Source organism: Arenibacter flavimaris (assembly GCF_030291335.1).
Taxonomy (GTDB): domain Bacteria; phylum Bacteroidota; class Bacteroidia; order Flavobacteriales; family Flavobacteriaceae; genus Arenibacter.
On the sequence record NZ_JASWIM010000008.1, the window covers coordinates 45,076 to 68,114 of the forward strand.

The following is a 23,039-nucleotide window of genomic DNA, read 5'->3' on the forward strand; positions in this document are numbered from 1 at the left end:
AGGATTATAAGGTTATGAAAATAATAGTCTAAATTGATTAAGGATAAAATTTAACATGAGAAAAGAGCAGCATCACAAAGGATGGAATGAGATAAAAACCAACGATTCCTGGGCCCTATTCAAGATTATGGGCGAGTTTGTGAACGGATTTGAAAAAATGAGCGCTATAGGCCCATGTGTTTCCGTCTTTGGATCCGCACGTACCAAACCAGGTGACAAATACTATGAACTGGCGGTGAGTGTGGCCAAGAGTATTGCCGAAGCCGGTTATGGAATTATTACAGGAGGCGGTCCGGGAATAATGGAGGCCGGAAACAGGGGCGCACATTTGGCAGGTGGCACCTCCGTTGGCCTGAACATTGATTTACCTTTTGAACAACATGACAATCCCTATATTGACGGGGATAAAAGTTTGGATTTCGACTATTTCTTTGTCCGCAAGGTTATGTTTGTAAAATACTCACAGGGCTTTGTGGTTATGCCCGGTGGTTTTGGTACATTGGACGAACTTTTTGAAGCAATTACACTGATACAGACCAACAAAATAGAAAAATTCCCTATTATTTTGGTAGGCTCGGAGTTTTGGAATGGATTAATGGATTGGATTAAGGATTCTATGCTAAATATTGGAAATATTAGCCCAAATGATCTGGATTTAATTCAAATAGTTGATTCGGAGGAAGAAGTGGTGGATATAATAGATTCCTTTTACAAAGGAAATATATTGAGCCCTAATTTCTAAATGCAAGATTCTTGAGGAAATTGGTATACATTCGGAAACCTATTTTATTGTTGATAATCCTTTGTATCAATGGACTGTCCGTTGCCCAACATTCCAATAAACTTTCAGCCACCTTGGATGTCGAAAGTAAGACTTTCAATATTCAACAAGAAATTGTCTATCTAAACAATTCCAAGGATACTTTACAGTTTATTTACTTTAATGATTGGGCCAATGCCTATGCCAATAAAAATACGGCCTTGGCCAAGAGATTTTCCGAAGAATTTAAGAAGGGACTACATCTTGCCAAGGAGGTTGAAAGGGGGAATACAAAAATTACTAGTACCGTTGATGATAATTACCAAGGTTTGGATTGGGAGTATGCCCCTGGCAGGGATATTATTAAGATTAATCTAAACCATCCCCTACCCCCTAACACATCTACCAAAATATTTATTACCTATAGGGTGAAATTGCCTTCGGATAAATTCACTACCTACGGCTACGATAATAAGGGAGGCTATTATTTAAAGGATTGGTACCTTACCCCTGCCGTTTATGACGGGGAATGGCATTTATATTCCAACAAGAATTTGGAAGATCTTTATACGGATATGGCCAATACATCCATAGAACTTATTATACCCCATAATTTATTTGCGGTCTCCAATTTTCATGAATTGGGCAAAAAGGAAGAAGGTGATGTGCAACATGTTTATTTTCAAGGTATTAATCAAAAAAGTGGGGAGATCATTATAAGGCCTTCCAATCAATTTGTAAAGCATGTAACCCCGGATATAACTATTTTGACCAATCTCCGGTCTCCGAAATATGACGAAATATCTTCGGGAATCTCCATCAATCGGATATCCAAATATATCTATGAAAATTTGGGCGATTTCCCACATAAACAATTGTTGGTCTCTGAATTGGATTATAATAAGGACCCCTTGTATGGCATCAACCAATTACCGAGCTTTATTCGGCCCTATGAGGAACAGTTTCAATTTGAAATGAAATTTCTCAAAACCGCCCTTAACAGCTTTATTAGGGAAACCATGTTCCTGGATCCAAGAAAGGAAAAATGGGTTACCGATGCTATTCTCAACTATTTGATGATCGGTTTTGTGGAGGAATTCTATCCTGATCAAAAACTGTTGGGCAAATTATCCAGTATTTGGGGGATACGAAATTTTCATCTGGCCAAAATGGATTTTAACGAACAGTATCCCCTGCTCCATATGTTGTCGGCCAGAAGAAACATTGATCAATCCCTTACTACTCCCAACGATTCGCTCGTAAAGTTCAATCAAAAAATAGCCAACAGATACAAGGCAGGATTGGGGTTGGCATATTTGGCCGATTATACGGGTAAGGAGCATGTAGATCGCAGTGTAAAGGAATTCTATATAAATTATAGATTAAAACCATGTACCGCCGCAGATTTTAAATTTATAGTTGTTGAAAACTCGGATAAGGATATCAATTGGTTTTTTGATGAATATGTATCCACCACCCAAAAAATCGACTTTAAAATTAAAAAAGTACAAAAAATGGAGGACTCGCTCGTGGTCATCCTAAAGAACAAGGAAGGCACCAATGTACCCATTTCCCTTTTTGGAATAAAAAATGATACCGTTGTTTCAAATTATTGGTTTACAAATATTAGCGATCAACAGGCCTTTACAATTCCCAGGAACGGGGAAGATCGTTTAGTTTTGAATTATGACCAGACCATTCCGGAATTTAATCAAAGGGATAATTGGAAATCTTTGAACGGATTCTTTTCCAGTAATAAAAAACTGAAATTTCAATTTTTCAAAGATGCCGAGGATCCGTATTACAATCAGGTTTTTTATGTCCCGGTCCTTGGATTCAACAAGTATGACGGACTTTCCCCAGGGATGAGATTACACAACAAAACGTTGTTGGAAAGGCCGTTTGTTTTTGATCTGGCCCCTTCCTATGCTCCCAATGAAAAGACTTTTGTAGGTTACGGCAAGTTTAATTTCCGTCAATACCACGGGAAAAGTGGTCTGTACGTTACCAACTATTCCCTTAGGGGCTCCACCTCACACTTTCGGGAGAATTCCCGTTACAGTACTGTGAGCCCTTCTATAGGTTTTGGCTGGAGGCCCAACAATCTTTTATTGAACCAGAGGGAAGCTTTGATAATTAGGTCCGTTAGTGTTTTTAGGGATATAGATCCAAGTTTACAGTCCTTGGGGTTGGAAACGGATCCGGACTATAATGTGTTCAACGCAAAATACTATAATACCACCAATAATATAATCAACTATCTATCCTGGTCGGTTGATGCGCAGTATTCCAATAAATTTACCAAGCTTGCGTATGAATTGGAATACCGAAAACTTTTCGAGAACAATAGGCAGTTTAATTTACGCTTTTTTGCCGGGAAGTTTCTCAGAAACGAAACGGCGGGAAGTACGGACTTTTTCAGTTTTGCCCTCGATAGGCCAACAGATTACCTGTTTGATTATGAATATTTGGGTAGATCGGAAGGCTCGGGAATCTATAGTCAACAGATTATAGTTGCCGAGGGCGGGTTTAAATCCAAATTGCAAAACCCGTTTGCCAATGATTGGATGGCAACCATAAATACCAGTGTAAATATATGGCGATGGATAGAAGTCTACGGTGATCTTGGTTTTGTGAAAAATAAAGGTTTAAAAGAACGCTTTGTCTACGATTCCGGTATTCGTTTAAACTTGTTGACAGATTATTTTGAACTTTATTTTCCGTTGTACTCCAACAATGGCTGGGAGATTTCACAACCACAATACGATCAAAAAATCAGATTTGTTATAACCTTTAGTCCAAGGACTTTAACCGGATTATTTACGAGAAAATGGTTTTAAAATATTAATATATTCTTAAATATTGACACTATTTTTACGATATTATCAATATTTAAAAATACTCTTCGATTTTCTTTAAAGAATTATTAATTATTATCCGCTGCTATTGGTTGCAAAAACCATATTGATTTGATATTTTTGCGAGAAACCATCAATAACGTAATGAATATAGATTCCGAAGCAAGCAACGATATTTCATTTGACGATTTTCAATTACAAATTTTGAAAGACTATGAAATTGCCGTTACTAGTAGGGAATGTAGTCTTTTGGGAAGAAGGGAAGTTCTCACCGGGAAGGCTAAATTTGGAATTTTCGGAGATGGTAAGGAGCTTCCACAATTGGCCATGGCCAGATCTTTTAGGGATGGGGATTTTAGAAGTGGATATTATAGGGATCAAACTTTTATGATGGCCTTGGGGCTGCTTACCCCAAAGGAATTTTTCCATGGGTTATATGCCACTACCGATATAACCAAAGAAACCATGAGTGCAGGAAGACAAATGGGAGGTCACTTCACCACCTATAGTCTAAATGAGGACGGCAGCTGGAGGGACCTCACCAAACAAAAGAACAGTAGTGCCGATATTTCTTGTACTGCAGGGCAAATGCCAAGATTGCTAGGCCTGGCCCAGGCATCCAAAATATATAGGAACGTTAAGGTTAGGCACAGTTCTAAATTTTCAGATAATGGAAATGAAGTGGCTTGGGGAACTATTGGTAATGCCAGTACCAGTGAAGGTGTTTTTTTCGAAACCATAAATGCGGCCGGGGTATTACAAGTGCCAATGGTAATCAGTATTTGGGATGACAATTACGGTATTTCCGTCCATGCCAAACACCAGACCACCAAGGAGGATATATCAAAGATTTTAGTCGGTTTTCAACGGGACAAGGACAATGCGGGTTACGAGATCTTAAAAGTTAAGGGTTGGGATTATACGGCCCTGATCCATGCCTATGAAAACGCCTCGGATATAGCGAGGGACGAACACGTTCCGGTAATTATCCATATAACCGAACTAACACAACCACAGGGACATTCTACCTCGGGTTCACATGAGCGTTATAAGAGTGAGGAACGTTTACAATGGGAAAGGGACAATGATTGCAACAAGCGATATAGGGAATGGATATTGGAAAATGGTATTTCCACTGAAGAAGATTTAAAAACCCTAGAAAAGAATATCAAGAGACAGGTTAGAAGCGCTCGTAAAGAAGCTTGGGAAGAGTTTTTGGCCCCCCATAAGGAACAGAAAAAAATATTGGTGAACTTATTGGAGAATGCAGCCAATTCCAGTGAAAACAAAATTTTTATCACCAAACTAAAGAACGATTTAATAGCTATTGAAGAGCCCATAAAAAAGGATATGGCTTCCAAGGCTAGAAAGGCAATGCGATATTTATTGGGTGAAAACAGTAAGGAAAAAGACCTTTTGGCCGCTTGGACCAGGAATTTTTTAGAGGAATCCCAAACCAAGTTCAGTTCCTATTTGTATAACGAACAAAGCAACAACGCCTTGAGTGTTCCTGAGGTACCCCCTACGTATGATGCGGACCCGGAGGAAGTGGATGGGAGAATAATTCTTAGGGACAATTTTGATTCTCTTTTTGAAAGATACTCCCAAGCATTGATATTTGGGGAAGATAGTGGAACCATAGGGGATGTTAATCAAGGATTGGAAGGATTACAAAAGAAATATGGAGAACTTCGGGTCGCCGATGTTGGTATTAGGGAGGCTAGTATAATTGGGCAAGGTATAGGGATGGCAATGAGAGGTATACGCCCAATTGCCGAAATTCAATATTTGGATTACATTTTCTATGCACTTTTTACCTTGACCGATGATTTGGCCACTCTACTCTATAGGACGGTTGGTAAACAAAGGGCACCATTAATAGTTAGGACCCGTGGACACCGATTGGAAGGGATATGGCATTCTGGTTCGCAAATGGGTGGTTTAATACACTTATTGCGGGGCATGTATATTTTAGTGCCGAGAAATATGACCAAGGCGGCAGGTTTTTATAACACCCTTATGAAGGGAAATGAGCCGGCCTTGTTGATCGAGAGTTTAAACGGTTATCGATTGAAGGAGCCCAAACCCAATAACCTTGGGGATTTATGTACACCTATCGGAATTGTTGAAGTAGTTAGAACCGGAACGGATATTACTTTACTTTCCTATGGATCTACCCTAAGAATAGTGCTGCAAGCAGCTGAAGAACTTAAAGATGTGGGGATAGATGCCGAAGTTGTGGATGCACAAAGTTTATTGCCGTTCGATTTGCGACAAGACGTACTTAAGAGTGTTAAAAAAACCAGCAGGTTGTTGGTTATAGACGAAGATGTGCCTGGAGGTTGCTCAGCCTATTTAACTCATGAAATTATTGAGAAACAGGGAGCGTATAAGTATTTGGACAGTGCCCCCCAAACCCTTACGGCAAAGCCCCATAGGCCCGCCTACGCCACGGATGGCGACTATTTCTCCAAGCCTAACGCCGAGGATATCTTTGAAAAGGTTTATGACATAATGCATGAATCAAATCCTATGGATTTCCCCGAGTTGCGATAACCGTGGAATCCATATCGATATTTCTGAAAAAATTGATCAGCTATAATTCCTTTTGTTTTTAAAAAACAAATAATTACTTTTAGGCGCAATAACATTATTAATTTATTCTAAAAGCTATTCCCCCAATGAGAGACCTAGGCCTACTATTTCTTCGTATTGCTTCCGCTATTTTAATGCTAACCCACGGACTACCTAAATTTCAAAAACTAATTGGTGGTAATTTTGAATTTGGAGATCCCATTGGAATTGGTGCCGCCCCTTCCCTATTTCTTGCGGTTATAGGAGAGTTTGTCTGTCCTATTTTAATTATTGTCGGTTTTAAAACACGTTGGGCAACAGTACCTACAATTATCACCATGTTGGTGGCTGTCTTGATAGTACATAGTGCGGACCCCTATAATGTTAAGGAAAAGGCCATTTTATTTTTGATTGCCTTTATTTCAATACTTTTATTGGGGCCTGGAAAATATAGCCTGGACAAGAAGTAAATCTGATCGATAGATCTATTGTCCAAGACCTTCTGGTTCCCGTAATTTTTATTTCCAAGATTTTTTCCTAACATTTCATGAAGGTAGTTTTAGGGAGATTCAAACATTAAAGGTTTTAGAATACTTTGATCAACAACTCTTTTAGTAAGTCGGCCTGCGAAATGTTGGACCCCACTCCTTTTCCCTTGACATCCAATTCCCTTAGGCCGGAAATAATCTCACTGACACGCCTCATGGGATAATTTCTTGCGGCCGTCTGAATTTCCGAAACAAAAAACGGCCGTATACCCAAGGCCGTGGAGACATTTTTTGGTGAGTGGTCCTTTAAGCCGTGATAAGAAAGTAGCTGTATAAAAAACGAATATAAAAGCGTTATTGTTAGCACAAAGGGATTGTCCTTTGGATTTTGGGCAAAATAATTGACAATTCTCGTGGCCTTTTCAACGTCCCTTTCCCCAATGGCTTTTTTTAGTTCAAAATTGTTGTAATCCTTACTTATTCCAATATTTGATTCTATGGCTTCGGGGTTAACTTCAACTCCTTTTGGTACCACCAAACACAATTTTTCAAGCTCCTTATCTATCTTGCCTAAATCGGTGCCAAGAAACTCGACCAATAAATTGGCCGCCTTGAAAGTAATACCATAACCTCTTGAATGTAGGGACTTTTTAATCCAATCCCCGACCTGATTTTCATATAATTTTTTACCTTCAAATATTACCCCCGATTTCTTTATGGATTTATACAATTTCTTGCGTTTATCCAGCTTGTTGTATTTGTAACATAATACAAGTACTGTGGAGGGTTGGGGTTGGTCGGCATAGGGAACAAGGTTTTCTATGGTACGGGATAAATGTTGTGCCTCTTTCACAATGACCACTTGGCGTTCGGACATCATGGGATATCTCTTGGCGTTGCCCACTATATCCTCTATCGTAATTTCCTTACCGTATAGCACCACCTGATTAAAACCACGTTCTTCCTCTGTCAGGACATTTTTTTCAATATACTCCGATATCTTATCTATATAATATGGTTCTTCGCCCGTTAGAAAATATATGGGTGCTATATTTCCTTTTTTTATATTGCCTACAATTTGTTTTACCTCGTCCATCTAAAAAAAATCATCAACTTTGCACAATGCAACCATTAAACTATCCGTCCTATCCCTTTCGATTCAAAAATAGGGAAAATAAAATCTATATTTTTGATGTCATACGTAAAAAATTTGTGGTGCTCCAACCCGAAGAATGGGTAAGGCAGCATGTAGTGCACAATCTAATTTCCGACAAAAATTACCCCAAGGCCCATATCAACGTTGAAAAGCAATTGCTAATTAATAATTTAAAAAAAAGATACGATGTAGTGGTCTTCAATCCGGACGGGAGTATCGAAATTCTGGTAGAATGTAAATCGCCCGACACTAAAATTGACCAAGTGGTCTTTGACCAAATTGCCCGTTATAACCTTTTGCTCAAAGCCAAATATCTAATGGTCACCAATGGTCTGGATCATTTTTTTTGTAGCATGGATTTCGATAGGGAACAATATAGTTTCCTTACGGATATTCCCGATTATAGACCTAGGTAAGGGACAAGTAACTATCCCACTATAGTTTATGGGCTTCGACCATGGGTTATCAAAATATCCATAGTCATTTATAAAATATTTCTTTACATTGCCATCTTAATCAGAACTTATTAATTTGAATAGATGCCTATTCTTTGGGCATGGTGGAATATGTTGAAAATCGCAGTAGTTATACTTAATTGGAACGGAGAGGCACTTTTGGAAAAGTTTCTTCCTTCCGTAACGGAATTCTCCAAGGAGGCCGATATTTATGTCGCTGACAATGCATCCACAGATGGCTCCATAGCCTTTTTAAAAAATAGATATCCACAGGTAGGTATCATTAGAAATTCGGGCAATGGCGGCTATGCCAAGGGGTACAATGATGCTTTGCCCAATATTGATGCCGATATATATTGCCTTTTGAATTCTGATGTGGAAGTAACCAAGGATTGGCTTATCCCAATAATTGGGGAATTTGAGAACAACCCGATGGCGGCTATTGTGCAACCAAAAATATTGGATTTTAAAAAAAAGGGACATTTTGAGTACGCGGGAGCCGCGGGCGGTTTTATTGATAAGTTTGGTTATCCCTTTTGCCGCGGACGCATCTTTAATGAATTGGAAGCGGACAATGGCCAATATAATGATGTAAAGGAAATATTTTGGGCCACTGGAGCGTGTTTGTTTCTTAAGAAAGAGGTATTCAAGGAGCTAAATGGATTTGACGAGGATTATTTTGCCCATCAGGAAGAAGTAGACCTATGTTGGAGGGCTAAAAATAAGGGATATAAGGTTTTTTATGTGGGAGGTTCGGAGGTATATCATTTAGGTGGTTCAACCTTGGGTAGTATGGATCCTAAAAAGACTTTTTTAAACTTCAGAAATTCCCTCTATTCCCTTGTTAAGAACCTACCTTTGCGAAAGGTATTCCCAATAGTACTCACAAGAATGATTTTGGATGGTCTGGCCGGCCTCAATTTTATCCTTCAGGGTAGATTTAAGCATTTTTGGGCTATTTTAATGGCCCATTTTAGTTTTTACAAAAATTTTTGGGCCATTTACAAGAAGCGTGAAAAGTCCTATTTTACAGCTAATTACTATGTTGTAAAATCTATTGTTTGGGCTTATTATATAAATCATGTAAAAATATTTAACAATTTAGTAAAAGATTAACTAAATTGGTCTCGCATAATATTGCGTTTTATATAATTTTGCCAACATTAAAACGAACCTATTAAATTATAAATTATTAATTCTATTATCATAACTATGAGAAAAATCATTTTAGGCTGTTTAGGTATTACCCTTTTATTGTCTTCATGTGTATCGCAGAAGAAATATGCGGATATGGAGGCCAAGGCGAAAGAAGCACAGGATTTATTAAATTCCGCGACAGTTAAATTAAACACCTGTTTAGAAGATAAGGCTGCTGCAACTTCAAAAATGCAGACTTTGGAAGATCAGAATGCCTTCCTTAAAGCCAATAACCAAGATTTGATAAACAATATGGGCAACCTTACTACGCTTACTAGTAAAGGTGCCGATAACTTGGAGAAATCCTTGGAAAGTTTAAAGGAAAAGGATCTGACTATAAGAAAGCTTAACGATGCCATTACAAGAAGGGATTCCGTTAACTTGGCTTTGGTACAAAGTTTAAAAGGTGTTCTTGGAAACTTGGATGATGAGGACATTGAAATCAGTGTAGAAAAAGGAGTGGTATTTGTTTCTATTTCTGACAAACTTTTATTTAGAAGCGGTAGCTTTAACGTAACCCAGAGAGCTAAGGAAATTTTAGGTAAAGTTGCCCAAGTGGTTAACAATAAACCAGATTTCGAATTTATGGTGGAAGGTCATACCGATACCGATCCATACAACAGTGGAGTTTTATATGACAACTGGGATTTGAGTGTAAAGCGCGCAACTTCAGTAGTACGTATTTTGCAAAAAGATTACGGTGTTGATCCTAAGCGTATGACTGCTGCAGGAAGAGGAGAATATATTCCTGTTTCCCCAACAGACAAGGCTAAGAATAGAAGAACACGTATTGTTGTACTTCCAAAAATTGATCAATTCTATAGCATGATCGAAGAGGGAATGAAAGATCCTAAGATCAACTAAGAGCAATAGTTTGAATAACTTAAAAAGCGACCTTATGGGTCGCTTTTTTTTTGTTCTTTACGGTGTGGAAAACCTTCTTTGTTTTTAAAATATATCCAAACTGCCTTTGCCTTCCCTTACAATAATGGGCTCATCTTCCGAAAGATCGATCACCGTAGAGGCAACATTGTCCCCGTATCCACCATCTATTACCACATCTACAAGGTTCTCCCATTTTTCAAAAATAAGTTCCGGATCGGTAGTGTATTCCAACAGCTCATCTTCATCGTGAATGGAGGTTGAAACTATAGGATTTCCCAAGGTTTCGACCAAAGTCCTGGCAATGGAATTGTCGGGTATACGAATACCCACCGTTTTTTTCTTTTTAAATTCTTTGGGCAGGTTGTTATTGCCCGGAAGAATAAAAGTATAAGGTCCGGGTAGGGCCCGCTTGAGAATTTTAAAAGTAGAGGTATTTATTTGTCTTACGTAATCCGAAAGATTACTGAGATCCGCGCATATAAAGGACCAATTGGCCTTGGCCAATTTTACTCCTTTGATCCGTGCTATTTTTTCCAAGGCCTTGGTGTTGGTAATATCACATCCCAAGCCATACACGGTATCGGTTGGATAAATAATCAGTCCCCCTTTTCTAAGTACCTCCACTACCCTCTTTATCTCCTTGGGATTTGGGTTTTCTGGATATATTTTTATTAATTCTGCCATATTATTGGTTAAAAAAAGACGTTATCAATTTAATAAATAATATTATTATGTATAGGTTCGTCTTCATCATACTATTAAATTACCTTTTTTTGGTCACTAGCTCATGTTCAAAAGATTCTGTAGCCCCGGATCTTTCCTCCTTGGAGGCCAAAAGTATGATCAATTTGGAATACGGTTCCAATTTGCATCAAAAGTATGATATTTATCTTCCACAAAACAGGACCAAGGATACTAAAGTACTTATTTTGGTACATGGGGGAGGATGGGCAGCAGGGGATAAATCGGAAATGGATCCCTTTAAGGATCTTATCAGAAATCAATTACCGGAGATTGCTGTGGTAAACATGAATTATAGGTTGGCAGATGTCAACAATCCCCCATACCCCATGCAAATAGATGATATAAATTTGGTGGTAAGCCAGTTACGTAACAGGGCCCAAGAGTTTCAGATATCTTCGGAAATAGGGTTTATTGGTGCTAGTGCCGGCGCCCACCTTTCCTTATTATGGAGCTATTCCCAGGACTTCAAAAAACAGGTTAGGATGGTCTGTAGTATTGTTGGTCCTACCAATCTGTTGGACGAGGCATATCTAAATACTCCAAATCAGGACTTAAGGACAATCTTGGATCAATTTGGGAACAATCCCGAAGTTTTGGAAAAAGTAAGTCCCTTGTATCAGGTTACCTCCACTTCTCCAGCAACCATATTGTTTTATGGAGCTCAGGACCCATTGATCCCCAACTCCCAGGGGATTGCACTAAGGGACCGATTGAAGGTTTTAAAGGTGGAACACGAATTTACCCTTTATCCAACTGGAGGCCATGGTTGGGAAGGACTTGATCTTGTGGACACTTCAATTAAATTAAAGGCATTTATACGAGCACATTTATGAGCTATCATTACAAAGAAAAAAATTAGGAACCGATTACTTCCAACTTGGCAAACCTTAGCAATAGCTTTTTAATATCTCCCTTATCAAATTTAATTTCGGCTTTCCTGTCATTTCCCACCCCCTCAATTTTTAGTACTTTTCCCCTACCAAATCTGGTATGGTTTACTAGGGAGCCTTCTGATAGATTGGGGTCTACCGCATTGGTGTTTCCTACTGGAGTTCCAAGTTCGGGCTTTAGTTTCCGAAGTTTGCGCAACTGATTTTCATTGGGCTTCACACCTCTGGGCGGTGTTCCCTGTAAAGGCTTGTTCTGCCTTAATTTGCTTTTATCAACATCGCCAAAAATATCAACATCTATTAAAGGGGTGTATCTGGATCTCACTACTGGGGTGAGGTTTTCTATATATTTTTCATCTATCTCCTCAATAAATCTACTAGGTTCCGCGTCTACCAATTTGCCCCAGCGATATCTATTCTGGGTATAGGTTAAATAGGCCTGCTTTTCTGCCCTTGTCAGTGCTACATAAAACAAGCGTCTTTCCTCTTCCAGTTCACTTCTGGTATTCATACTCATTGCCGATGGGAAAAGATCTTCCTCCATCCCTACAATATAAACATGTGGGAATTCCAGTCCCTTTGCCAAGTGAATGGTCATTAGAGCCACTCGGTCATCATCTCCGGTATCCTTATCGAGATCTGTGGCCAGCGCCACATCCTCTAAAAACTCGCCTATATCCCCTTTAGCATCTGCCAATTCCTTTTGCCCTTCAACAAAGTCCTTAATACCGTTCAACAATTCCTCTATGTTCTCCATCTTGCCTATGCCTTCGGGAGTACCGTCCTTTTTAAATTCCAATAATACACCGGATTTTTTGGCGACATGTTCCGCAAGGGTAAAGGCATCTGCACTCTCGTTCATGATCTGGAAGCTCTTTATCATGGCGACAAAGTCTCCCAATTTTCTTTTGGTACCGGCATTTATCTTTAAATCTATTCTTTCAAGATTGTCCATAACCTCAAAAATTGAGCGATTGTAGTGATTTGCGGCAACGGTAAGTTTATCCAAGGTACTTTGTCCAATGCCACGGGCCGGAAAATTGATAACACGTTTAAGTGCTTCTTCGTCCTTGGGATTGATCACCAATCTTAAATAGGAAAGCACGTCTTTGATCTCCTTTCGTTGATAAAAGGAAAGTCCGCCATAAATCCTATATGGTATATCCCTTTTTCTAAGGGCATCCTCAATGGCTCTTGATTGTGAGTTGGTTCTGTATAAAACGGCAAAATTACCATTGGGCAATTGACTTTGCATTTTATTTTCAAAAATGGAGCCAGCCACAAATCTTCCTTCCTCTGCATCCGTGGGGCTGCGGTGAACCTTTATCAATGGACCTTCATCATTGGAAGTCCATACGACTTTCTCCAATTGATTGGTGTTTTTGGAAATAATGGAGTTGGCGGCGTTCACGATATTTTTAGTGGACCTATAGTTTTGTTCCAAACGGTACATGCCCACATTGTCATAATCCTTTTGAAAATTTAGAATATTGCTAATGTTTGCACCCCTAAAGGAATATATACTCTGTGCATCATCCCCTACTACACAAATATTCTGAAACCTATCGGACAGGGCCTTGACGATCAAATATTGTGAATGGTTGGTATCCTGGTACTCGTCTACCAGAATATATCTAAACCTATCCTGATACTTGGCCAAAACTTCTGGAAATCTTGTCAACAACTCGTTGGTCCGCAACAGAAGATCATCAAAATCCATGGCACCAGCCTTAAAGCACCGATCCACATAATTCTGATATATCTCTCCCATTCTGGGACGCTTGGCCATGGCATCGGCCTCTACCAAATCCGGATTGTTATAATATGCCTTTACCGTTATGAGGCTGTTCTTATAGGAAGATATCCTATTTTGTACCTGCTTATATTTATAAATATCCTTATCCAAGCCCATTTCCTTTATGATAGCGGAAAGGAGACGCTGCGAATCTTGGGTATCATATATGGTGAAATTGGAAGGATACCCCAATTTATCCCCATCGAAGCGCAAGAGCTTCGCGAAAACGGAATGAAAAGTACCCATCCATAAGTTTTTGGCCTCCGAGGTACCAACAATATCGGCAATACGCTTCTTCATTTCCCGAGCGGCTTTATTGGTAAAGGTCAAAGCCAAAATATTAAAGGAATCCACTCCCTGGCTCATCAAATAAGCAATGCGGTAGGTCAATACCCTTGTCTTACCGGAACCGGCCCCTGCAATCACCATTAAGGGCCCGTCCTTATGCAGTACAGGAGCCTTTTGGGCTTCATTTAATTCATTAATATAGTTCTCCAAAACGTATGTAGATATTAAGCTCGTTACAATCGGTGAATTTAACCATAAATAGCCTTATCAAAAAATCAACTTTAATATTTGTGATAATCCAATTGAGTTAATAGTTCTAATTTCAATATATTTAGCCTATAATTCCAATTTTACGAAAAACAGTATTTTTTATGATGTTGCCAGTAGTAAAACTATTAAAAATTTAATTCAGTATTTAATACATTATGGCCTTAGGCATCCAAAATTTTAAATCCCATTTAATTGTATGAAGTTATATTTTATTGTCCCGATGCTTTTTTGTTGTTTAAATTCCTTGGCGCAGAAATACAATTTCGAAAAGGAATATAAGAGTATTGAACCAAAGGTAATTGATTGGAGACGGGATTTTCACCAAAATCCGGAATTGTCCAACAGGGAGTTCAATACTGCTGAGAAAATAGCATCCCATTTGAAATCCTTAGGGATAGAGGTACAAACAGGTATTGCCAAAACTGGGGTTGTAGGGATATTAAAAGGTAAAAAAAATGGAAAAGTTATAGCTTTGAGGGCCGATATTGATGCCTTACCGGTTACAGAAAGAAACGACCTACCGTTTAAATCTACGGTGACGTCGGAATTTCTTGGGCAAAAGGTCGGAGTTATGCACGCCTGTGGACATGACACCCACACTGCCATTCTCATGGGGGTTGCGGAAATACTGTCCAACAACAGGGACAAAATTAAAGGCACCATTAAATTTATTTTTCAACCTGCCGAAGAAGGTCCTCCTCCCGGAGAGGAAGGCGGGGCGCTGTTAATGGTGAAGGAAGGGGTTCTTAAAAATCCGGATGTGGATGCTATTTTTGGACTGCATATCAACTCCGCTACCCCAGTTGGGGTTATAAGATACAAATCTGAAGGCCTAATGGCGGCCGTACAACGATTCGTTATTCAGGTAGAGGGAAAACAGACCCATGGCTCACAACCTTGGAAGGGTGTAGATCCCATTCTTATCAGTGCTAAGATTATAGACGGTCTACAAACCATTATAAGTAGGGAAGTAAACCTTACCAATGAAGCTGCAGTAATTAGTGTGGGCAAAATTACAAGTGGTGTCCGTTTCAATATAATCCCTGAAAGTGCCGAAATGATCGGCACCATTAGGACCTTGGACTATGACATGCAAAAACAGATTACCCAGAGGATGAAAGAAATGGTACCCGACATTGCCAAGGCGTACGGGGGTTCGGCCAGCATTGAGATAAAAAGTAATACGGACATCACTTTTAACAATCCGGAGCTTGTAGATAAAATGTTGCCTACCCTAAAAAGGGTTGCGGGCCAGGATAATGTGCAAATACAAAAAGCCGTTACCGGTGGTGAGGATTTCTCTTATTTTCAAAATGAGGTCCCTGGATTCTTTTTCTTCCTGGGTGGTATGACTCCAGGAAATACAGCGTCCTTTCCACATCATACCCCCGACTTCAGCATAGATGAAAATGGAATGATCCTTGGAGTAAAGGCACTAACGGAAATGAGTCTGGACTTCCTGAACCAATAAGATTTTTATGGAACCAATAAGTATACCCAATTAATTATAGTGGCACTTGTAGTGGGCACGAAAAGTTTATTTGTCATTGCAATGACCCTAAAATAATTCAAAAAAATCATTAAGAAAATTTATTTAAAATATGGATTCAATGTTGGATACCTTTGCTAACCTACCTTGGTGGGCATGGGTAATCGTGTTTTTACTTTTAGTGGCGATCAGGGATATCTTTGTGCAGAAAGGGCACACTATTTCGCATAATTTCCCTATTGTAGGACATTTAAGGTATTGGTTGGAGAGTATTGGACCCGAAATGAGACAATATTTCGTTGCCAATAACAGGGAAGAACTTCCATTTAATCGTATAGAAAGAGGATGGATATATGCCTCGGCGAAGAAGGAAAATAATTACGAAGGCTTTGGTACGGACCGTGACATTTATGCTCATCAACATATTTTTGTTAAGAACCAAATGATGGCCTATAAGCTTCCGGGGAACCATCCTAATATTACCGATCCCTGCTTTTTGCCCTGTGCCAAAATCATTGGAGCTTACAATAAGCGTAAAAAACCATATAGACCGGCTTCTGTAATAAATGTCTCTGCCATGAGTTTTGGATCCTTATCCGCCGCAGCGGTCAATGCTATGAACATTGGTGTACGAAAGGCGGGGGCCTATCAGAATACCGGGGAAGGAGGACTCTCTCCATATCATAAACATGGCGGGGATGTTATTTTCCATTTTGGAACCGGTTATTTTGGGGTACGAAGTGAAGATGGAAATTTCTCCATGGATAAAATGAAGCAATTGGTTTTGGATAACCCCTGCATCAAGGCTATTGAAATTAAAATCTCCCAGGGAGCAAAACCAGGTAAGGGCGGTGTACTGCCGGCTGCTAAAATCACCCATGAAATAAGTGAAATTAGAGGCGTTGTCATGGGCAAGGATGTATTGTCACCAGCTACCCATTCCGCTTTTAATTCCGTATCGGAACTAATGCAGTTAATAGAAGATATTGCGGAACAAACAGGCCTTCCTGTTGGTATAAAGGGTGCCATTGGCAAATTGGATCAATGGGAGGAACTGGCCAAGCTTATGAGCCAAACAGGAAAAGGCCCGGATTTTATCACTGTTGATGGTGGTGAAGGTGGTACGGGCGCTGCCCCGCCAAGCTTTGCGGACCATGTATCCCTACCATGGGTATACGGATTTGCCAGTCTGTATAAACTATTTAAAAAATACGATCTTACCGAAAGAATAGTGTTCATTGGTAGTGGGAAATTGGGTTTCCCTGCAAAAGCAGCAATGGCATTTGCCATGGGTGTAGATTGCATAAATGTAGCAAGGGAAGCCATGATGAGTATTGGTTGTATTCAGGCGCAAATTTGTCATACGAATCGATGTCCAACAGGGATAGCTACCCAAAGTAAATGGTTGCAGGGCGGAATAAATGTGCCGTTGAAATCGGACAGATTATCCCAATATTTTAAAACCTTTAGAAAGGAATTTCTGGAAATAACCCATGCCTCCGGCTATGAACACCCCTGTCAGTATACCATGGATGATATTCAGATAAATGTGGATGACAATGAGCTTAACAGGTCTTTCTCCTCAACTTATGGATATAATAAAGTTGTAGTGCCTTTTTCTGGTCTACAAGATCTTTATAATTGTCCTTATTTAGGAGGTAAAGAGTATATGCAAAAATAAGATTGGCCCTTATTTAAATATAATCTTAATTTTGCAAGTAAAATCAAATTGTATATCCTTGAAGGAAATCAACTAATAGGAATTACCCAAACATTCAAATAATTAAATATTATCTATGAAAAGAATTTTTACCATTCTAGTTTTATTAATGTACATATCCGTTTCACAAGCACAAAGCAAAAAGGACCTTATCCTGGAAGTAGATGGCCTTAGATCCAAGCTAAGGGAGACCGAAACTGCTCTGGCAGAATCCAAACGTGAGGAAAGAATTGCATCGGCCAAAGTAGAGTCGTACGAAGCACAAGTGAACGAACTCAAGGAAACCAATGCCAATCTATTAAAAAATCTAAATAGTTTTACTGAAGCCTCCAATAAGAGATCCGATCACATAAATAGTACCTTGGAAAGTCTTGTCCAAAAGGAAGCGCAATTAAGGATCATCAATGATGCAATAAGCAGCCACGATTCCATAACACTAGCCGTTTTTACCCAATTTAAGCAGACATTGGGCAATGACCCCAAGATAACCGTTAGCAATGGTGCCGTAGCGGTGGTAATGGACAACAGTTATATTTTTGGAGAGAACTCCAAGAATTTCAAAGTACAGGAGAAGGCAGAGTCCATTATAGCCAAAATAGGTAATATTTTAAAAGCCAACCCTACAATGGATATTCAGATTGTAAGCAATAGCAACTTGGTGGAATCAAAGGATAATAAATTGAACAACTGGGAAATAGGAACTCAACAAGCTGCTGCTGTAGCCAGGCTCTTGGAAAACAAATATCAAATAGAGCCCAAGCGAATTATTGCTACGGGGAAATCGGAATTGGGACTATACAGTATTGAAACTGCTACTGAAATCATTGTACAACCAAGATTTTATGAATTCTTTAAATTGGTAAAGGAGAGCATGAAATAAGTCATTATAAATACAAACAAATTTAAAAGCGCTACTAGGCGCTTTTTTTTTTGACCTCGCCGGAATGGCCGAAATATAGTTTTGACAGGTAAAAATTGAAACCCATCATAATTTTTAAGGGAATAAGCCGTTAATTAATCAACAAACCAAAAAACACCAATACAAAATGAGTGGAGAGGAAATTTTTCAACTATTTGCCTATTTGTTGCCCGCGGTAGTAACCGGAGTAGTAGCATTTTATTTTTTTAGACTGCATACTAGAAACGAAGAAGGAAGACGACGGTATCTTCTGCATAAGGACACTCAAAAAAACACCCTACCCATTAGATTACAAGCCTATGAAAGAATGGCCCTGTTTCTGGAGCGAATTGCGATTCCCAGTTTGGTAGTTAGGGTTGGACCCAAAAACAGCAATAAAAACGATTATGAAAATTTGCTTATCAAAAGTATAGAAAATGAATTTGAGCATAATCTATCCCAGCAAATCTATATGACGGATGAATGTTGGAATATCATTAAAGCGGCAAAGAGTGCCACCATCCAAATGATCAGGAAGGCAGGTATGAGCGAATCCGATTCTGCAGACAAACTCCGTGAAGACATTCTTAATGAAACCATGGAAAAAAATTCTCCTTCGGCAACAGCATTGGCCTATGTGAAGAAGGAAATTGGGGAGTTGTGGTAATCAGGAATTACCCTCACCAAGACTGGAAAACTTTTCCTCGGCGTACTTATACCCTTGTTGCCACCATAGCGACATAAGTTTCTTATTAAAGACCAAGGAATTTTCTGTTAATTTAGTGGGGGTGTAATATAAATTTAGTTGCACTCCATTATGTTTTGCAGCTAGTACCCCTTCAGAAATGTCGTGGTATTCTATTTGGTCCAATACAAAACCATAAATGCTCAACATTAGAGAGAATGGGTTTTTTCCCAAAACCTTGTTGTGCTCCATATTCTCGGACTCCAAGATAATGGCATCAATCTCTGTGGCCCCCCGTCTTATGGCTTCCCTTATGGGAACCACACATCCCAATCCGCCATCGCCGTATTCAAAGCCATCTTTTTTAACCAAGGACATGAAAGGAATGTAGTTGCAGGAAATCCAAATCCAATCACAGAATTCATCATAGGAAAAATCCTTAATGGACTTATACTCGATCCTGCTTTTGGAAAGGTTGGAAACCGTCACGACCACATCTTTGTCACCATTTTTTATCTTCAGGAATTCCCCTTCACTAAAATTTCTTTTAATGGTCCTTCTTAAGGCCTTGCTCTCCCCAAAAGTACGTTTGCTCTTAAGAAATTGGAGAATGGTGGTTAAAAAATTTATGGAGACATATTCCCTATTATCCTTTTTTCTTACTACAAAGGGATTAAGGCTAAAAATGGAATGCTGGCTAACATTGGTATAAATATCGTATAACTTTCCAATCTGGTTTAAGGCCAATTGCGGAATTAGAAGACTACCTGTAGAGGTTCCAACCAAAATATCATATTCCCTTTTTTCTACTTCCATCAGGTATTGGGCCACTCCCCCTGCAAAAGCACCTTTACTCCCTCCCCCACTAATTACAAGTGCTTTCATACAATTCCAGTCTCAATTAGGTTGGTCTCAGCGTTTTTATGTTTGGCAAAATTAAATCCACTTTCCCACCACACTGTCATTTTTTCCTTTTCAAATATCAGCGAGTTGGTAGTGAGTACTGTGGGCGTATAATAGAAGTTGATAATTGCATCATTATGGTTGGCTACAAATTTGCCTATCCTAATGTTCTGTTGTTCTATCCTATCCAGCATAAAGGCAAACATACTGGTAAGCAAGGAAAAGACATTCTTGGAGGGCATTCTATTTAATTGGGTTACCTCTGTTTGCAAAATTATGGCGTCTACCACCTTGGCACCCCTTCTAATGGCTTCTTCAATAGGAACCATACTCCCCAATCCGCCATCGGCATATTCACATCCATTCTTTTTCGCCAAGGACATAAATGGGGTGTAATTACAGGAAACCCATATCCATTCACAAAATTCCTCATAAGTACAATCATTGATGGATTTATACTCTACCTGGTTCAGTGATAAATTGGAGACTGTTACCACGATATCCAATGGACCATGCTTTAAACTCTCAAATTCCTCAATAGAAATTGTATTCTTTATCAATTGAAGTAAATTGTGGCTTTCGCCAAATGTCTTGCTCCCCCTGAAAAAATTTTTCATCACATTAATATGATGGATTCCGATAGTCTCAATGCCATATTTCTTTTTTATCACAAAGGGACAATTGCTAAAAATATTCTGTTGGCTTACGGAAGTATAGACCTGCCTAATTTTTTCAATTTTTTTTAAGGCTAGATGGGAGATCAAGAGACTACCTGTAGATGTGCCCAAAAACAAATCGTAATTATGGTTCAATTCCTGCATCAGGTATTGGGCCACGCCACCGGCGAATGCACCCTTACTACCACCACCAGAAATAACCATTGCTCTCATTCCGAAATCAGTTTGTTGCTAATATAACGCAATTCTTCCTTATTAAATTTTACCTTCAACTTATCGAGCCTATCCCTATAATCCTTTTTTTCCAAAAGTTGATCCAATAATGTACGGGCATATTTTTTAAACTGCCAAGAATGATGCTGGGTTGCATCCACAAGGTCCAGCAAATTGTTGTCCGAAAAACCGATCAATTGTTCCAAAAATTGAAATGCCCCTTGCCTAACTTCGTTGGAGTACACAGGGGACGTATATCCACTTAATTCCATATAATACTCATTGGTGTCGTTGGGCTCATAATCCTTGGTAAGCAAGGCTAAGGTAAGCCATAATAAGCGAACGTTCCTATTGGAAAAGCCTACAATGTCTTTGGTCCTGTTCAAATAATTGGCCCTATCGTTAGAATAATTTATCCATAGCTTGTAAAGCATCGCCTCTTTGGTAATATAGCTTTCATCCTCCAAAAGGGATTCATATTCCGATTTTAGTTCCAGGGGCAACTGCCCTACTGAGACTGCCAGTGCTTGCCGAACCATCACACTTTCACTCCGCAATACCTTCCTTACAAATTCTTGGGATAAGGATTTATAATAGGTCTTGATTATTCTAGCCTTTAATGCATCGGAATCTGTATTTTCCCAATACCGAGTAATAATGGTTTGGTTGTCCGTACGACTAATGGTCATATCTTTTTGAATTTCAAGAAAAGTCTTTACATCCTCCGATTCACTAATAAGGATTTTTTTGGCCTCATTAAAAGGAAAACCCTTATCAACCAACCATCTTTTTCTGAATACGGCCAAGTCATTGTGGGTTTCCCCCTCCATTTCCTCGATAAGGTTATCTATTGTTACATTCTTAAACCCGTACTTTTTTAAATACCGTTGAATTCCTTGCCTAAACCTTTTTTCCCCTATTTGCTCCCTTAGAACATGCAAGGCCCATGCTCCTTTTTCATAAAATGTTAAACTGCCCGCTTTGGGATCAACGAGGGCCTCTCCCATATTTTTATTGGTTAGATCCTTTAATTGGATCGCGGTATCGTACAATTTCCAATAGTAATATTCTTCACCGAAGAGCTCTTTCTCGGCCAATAAGGCATAATAAGTTGCAAAACCTTCATGTAACCAGTGACTACTGCCATCCACTTCAGTAACCAAATTTCCGAACCACTGATGTGCCATTTCATGGGCATTTACATTTACATAGTTCCTGTCCTTAAATGCAGTGGAATCAATAATATAGCTATCCGAAAAAATGGTGGTTCCGGTATTTTCCATACCCGCGTATAAAAAATCCCTGACAGGAACCTGCTTATAATTCTGCCAAGGATATGGCACTCCTATCTCCTTTTCCAAAAAGTTAAATATGTCCGTAGTATGCCTATAGGTAGGTTCCACTTTTGCACTATCACCTGGATAGAAATATAGGTTTATGGGTATCCCGGAATTGGATTCAACTTCTTTCTTATGGTAATCCCCTATGGCAAAAGCCAATAAATAGCTGCTCATCGGATTTTCCATATTAAAACTCCATTTTTTCAATCCGTCAAGTTCTTTGGTTGCAATCAAGGTACCATTGGCTATTACTTCGTATTTCTTATCAAAGCTGATATCCAGATCATATTCCACCTTTTCGGTCATATCATCAAAACTGGGAAGCCAGTGACTGGTATATTTACCTTGGCCTTGCGTCCAAACCTGTTCGTTGCCCGGCAAGTGGTCCTTCCATCCCAAAAAATAGACCGTTTGCCTGGGATGTGCAGAATATATAATGCTTAGACTATAGGTTTTATTAGCTTTAAGACGTTTATGGATTACTATTTTTTTGCCATTATTGGTGGACTTAACTTTTTTATTATTGAGTTTGACCTCTATTATATTTAGATTTTGGGCATCAAGAAAAACAGTATCCACTTTTTGTAGGACGTTCAATAGGTAGGTTACAGATCCCGTTATGTTTTCGTTAATGGGGTCTACTTTTATATCTACTTTTCCTTGTATAAAATCTACTTTCTCCTGATGCTGGGCAGAGATAATAAGGGATATCAGAAAAAGAAGAGCAAAAAAGGAATATTTCATACTGTAAATA

General features: G+C 39.1%; 18 protein-coding genes. 12 read left to right on the forward strand and 6 right to left on the reverse strand.

Annotated elements, in window-relative coordinates; all coding sequences use genetic code 11:
* Positions 1 to 55 precede the first annotated feature (55 nt).
* The 4 genes from QSE00_RS08775 (at position 56) to QSE00_RS08790 (ending at position 6,662) form a co-directional block, all read left to right on the forward strand.
* Positions 56 to 742 (forward strand): LOG family protein, encoded by a 687-nt coding sequence (locus QSE00_RS08775; RefSeq protein WP_110357103.1) that lies wholly within the window; start codon positions 56 to 58, stop codon positions 740 to 742.
* 11 nt (positions 743 to 753) lie between these two features.
* Positions 754 to 3,600 carry a gluzincin family metallopeptidase gene (locus tag QSE00_RS08780; protein WP_286105645.1) on the forward strand — a complete coding sequence of 949 codons (2,847 nt, stop codon included), beginning with the start codon at positions 754 to 756 and terminating at the stop codon, positions 3,598 to 3,600.
* A gap of 162 nt (positions 3,601 to 3,762) precedes the next feature.
* A complete protein-coding gene (locus QSE00_RS08785; RefSeq protein WP_286105725.1) occupies positions 3,763 to 6,174 on the forward strand; it encodes an alpha-ketoacid dehydrogenase subunit alpha/beta in 2,412 nt (803 codons plus the stop codon).
* A gap of 125 nt (positions 6,175 to 6,299) precedes the next feature.
* Positions 6,300 to 6,662, forward strand: a complete 363-nt coding sequence (locus QSE00_RS08790) for a DoxX family protein (protein ID WP_110357105.1) — start codon at positions 6,300 to 6,302, stop codon at positions 6,660 to 6,662.
* Positions 6,663 to 6,777: 115 nt separating this feature from the next.
* On the opposite strand, the gene holA is transcribed toward QSE00_RS08790, so the two are convergent.
* Complete coding sequence (gene holA, locus QSE00_RS08795) at positions 6,778 to 7,776, reverse strand: DNA polymerase III subunit delta (protein ID WP_286105646.1); 999 nt, start codon at positions 7,774 to 7,776, stop codon at positions 6,778 to 6,780.
* Between the two features lie 26 nt (positions 7,777 to 7,802).
* On the opposite strand from holA, the gene QSE00_RS08800 reads away from it, so the two are divergent.
* The 3 genes from QSE00_RS08800 (at position 7,803) to QSE00_RS08810 (ending at position 10,352) form a co-directional block, all read left to right on the forward strand.
* Complete coding sequence (locus QSE00_RS08800) at positions 7,803 to 8,252, forward strand: type I restriction enzyme HsdR N-terminal domain-containing protein (protein WP_110357107.1); 450 nt, start codon at positions 7,803 to 7,805, stop codon at positions 8,250 to 8,252.
* Positions 8,253 to 8,375: 123 nt separating this feature from the next.
* The gene (locus QSE00_RS08805) at positions 8,376 to 9,407 is read left to right on the forward strand and encodes a glycosyltransferase family 2 protein (RefSeq protein ID WP_286105647.1); all 1,032 of its coding nucleotides are present in this window, start codon (positions 8,376 to 8,378) and stop codon (positions 9,405 to 9,407) included.
* Between the two features lie 96 nt (positions 9,408 to 9,503).
* The gene (locus QSE00_RS08810; protein WP_031443860.1) at positions 9,504 to 10,352 is read left to right on the forward strand and encodes an OmpA/MotB family protein; all 849 of its coding nucleotides are present in this window, start codon (positions 9,504 to 9,506) and stop codon (positions 10,350 to 10,352) included.
* Positions 10,353 to 10,436: 84 nt separating this feature from the next.
* Here the strand turns inward: QSE00_RS08810 and QSE00_RS08815 are convergent, their stop codons facing one another.
* Positions 10,437 to 11,057 carry an L-threonylcarbamoyladenylate synthase gene (locus tag QSE00_RS08815; RefSeq protein WP_110357108.1) on the reverse strand — a complete coding sequence of 207 codons (621 nt, stop codon included), beginning with the start codon at positions 11,055 to 11,057 and terminating at the stop codon, positions 10,437 to 10,439.
* 47 nt (positions 11,058 to 11,104) lie between these two features.
* Here QSE00_RS08815 and QSE00_RS08820 point away from each other — a divergent pair, with 47 nt between their 5' ends.
* Entirely contained in the window at positions 11,105 to 11,950 is an 846-nt protein-coding gene (locus QSE00_RS08820) for an alpha/beta hydrolase (RefSeq protein WP_110357109.1), read from the forward strand.
* 22 nt (positions 11,951 to 11,972) lie between these two features.
* Here QSE00_RS08820 and QSE00_RS08825 read toward each other — a convergent pair whose 3' ends face one another.
* The gene (locus QSE00_RS08825) at positions 11,973 to 14,300 is read right to left on the reverse strand and encodes an ATP-dependent helicase (protein WP_286105649.1); all 2,328 of its coding nucleotides are present in this window, start codon (positions 14,298 to 14,300) and stop codon (positions 11,973 to 11,975) included.
* A 280-nt stretch (positions 14,301 to 14,580) separates the two neighbouring features.
* Here QSE00_RS08825 and QSE00_RS08830 point away from each other — a divergent pair, with 280 nt between their 5' ends.
* The 4 genes from QSE00_RS08830 to QSE00_RS08845 all read left to right on the forward strand — a co-directional run bounded on the left by QSE00_RS08830 (position 14,581) and on the right by QSE00_RS08845 (position 19,134).
* Positions 14,581 to 15,831, forward strand: coding sequence for an amidohydrolase (locus tag QSE00_RS08830; RefSeq protein WP_286105726.1), 1,251 nt, complete (start codon positions 14,581 to 14,583; stop codon positions 15,829 to 15,831).
* 130 nt (positions 15,832 to 15,961) lie between these two features.
* A complete protein-coding gene (locus tag QSE00_RS08835; protein WP_110357112.1) occupies positions 15,962 to 17,530 on the forward strand; it encodes an FMN-binding glutamate synthase family protein in 1,569 nt (522 codons plus the stop codon).
* A gap of 115 nt (positions 17,531 to 17,645) precedes the next feature.
* Positions 17,646 to 18,449 (forward strand): OmpA family protein, encoded by an 804-nt coding sequence (locus tag QSE00_RS08840; protein ID WP_110357113.1) that lies wholly within the window; start codon positions 17,646 to 17,648, stop codon positions 18,447 to 18,449.
* Positions 18,450 to 18,615: 166 nt separating this feature from the next.
* Positions 18,616 to 19,134, forward strand: coding sequence for a DUF7935 family protein (locus QSE00_RS08845; protein WP_110357114.1), 519 nt, complete (start codon positions 18,616 to 18,618; stop codon positions 19,132 to 19,134).
* On the opposite strand, the gene QSE00_RS08850 is transcribed toward QSE00_RS08845, so the two are convergent.
* Genes QSE00_RS08850 through QSE00_RS08860 form a run of 3 tightly spaced genes read right to left on the reverse strand, consistent with a single transcriptional unit; the run spans position 19,135 to position 23,029 of the window.
* Positions 19,135 to 20,037 carry a patatin-like phospholipase family protein gene (locus tag QSE00_RS08850; protein ID WP_110357115.1) on the reverse strand — a complete coding sequence of 301 codons (903 nt, stop codon included), beginning with the start codon at positions 20,035 to 20,037 and terminating at the stop codon, positions 19,135 to 19,137.
* Entirely contained in the window at positions 20,034 to 20,945 is a 912-nt protein-coding gene (locus tag QSE00_RS08855; protein ID WP_110357116.1) for a patatin-like phospholipase family protein, read from the reverse strand. The genes QSE00_RS08850 and QSE00_RS08855 overlap by 4 nt, the downstream gene beginning before the upstream one ends.
* Complete coding sequence (locus QSE00_RS08860) at positions 20,942 to 23,029, reverse strand: M1 family metallopeptidase (protein ID WP_286105652.1); 2,088 nt, start codon at positions 23,027 to 23,029, stop codon at positions 20,942 to 20,944. Before QSE00_RS08860 ends, QSE00_RS08855 begins: the two co-directional genes overlap by 4 nt.
* Positions 23,030 to 23,039: the final 10 nt, after the last annotated feature.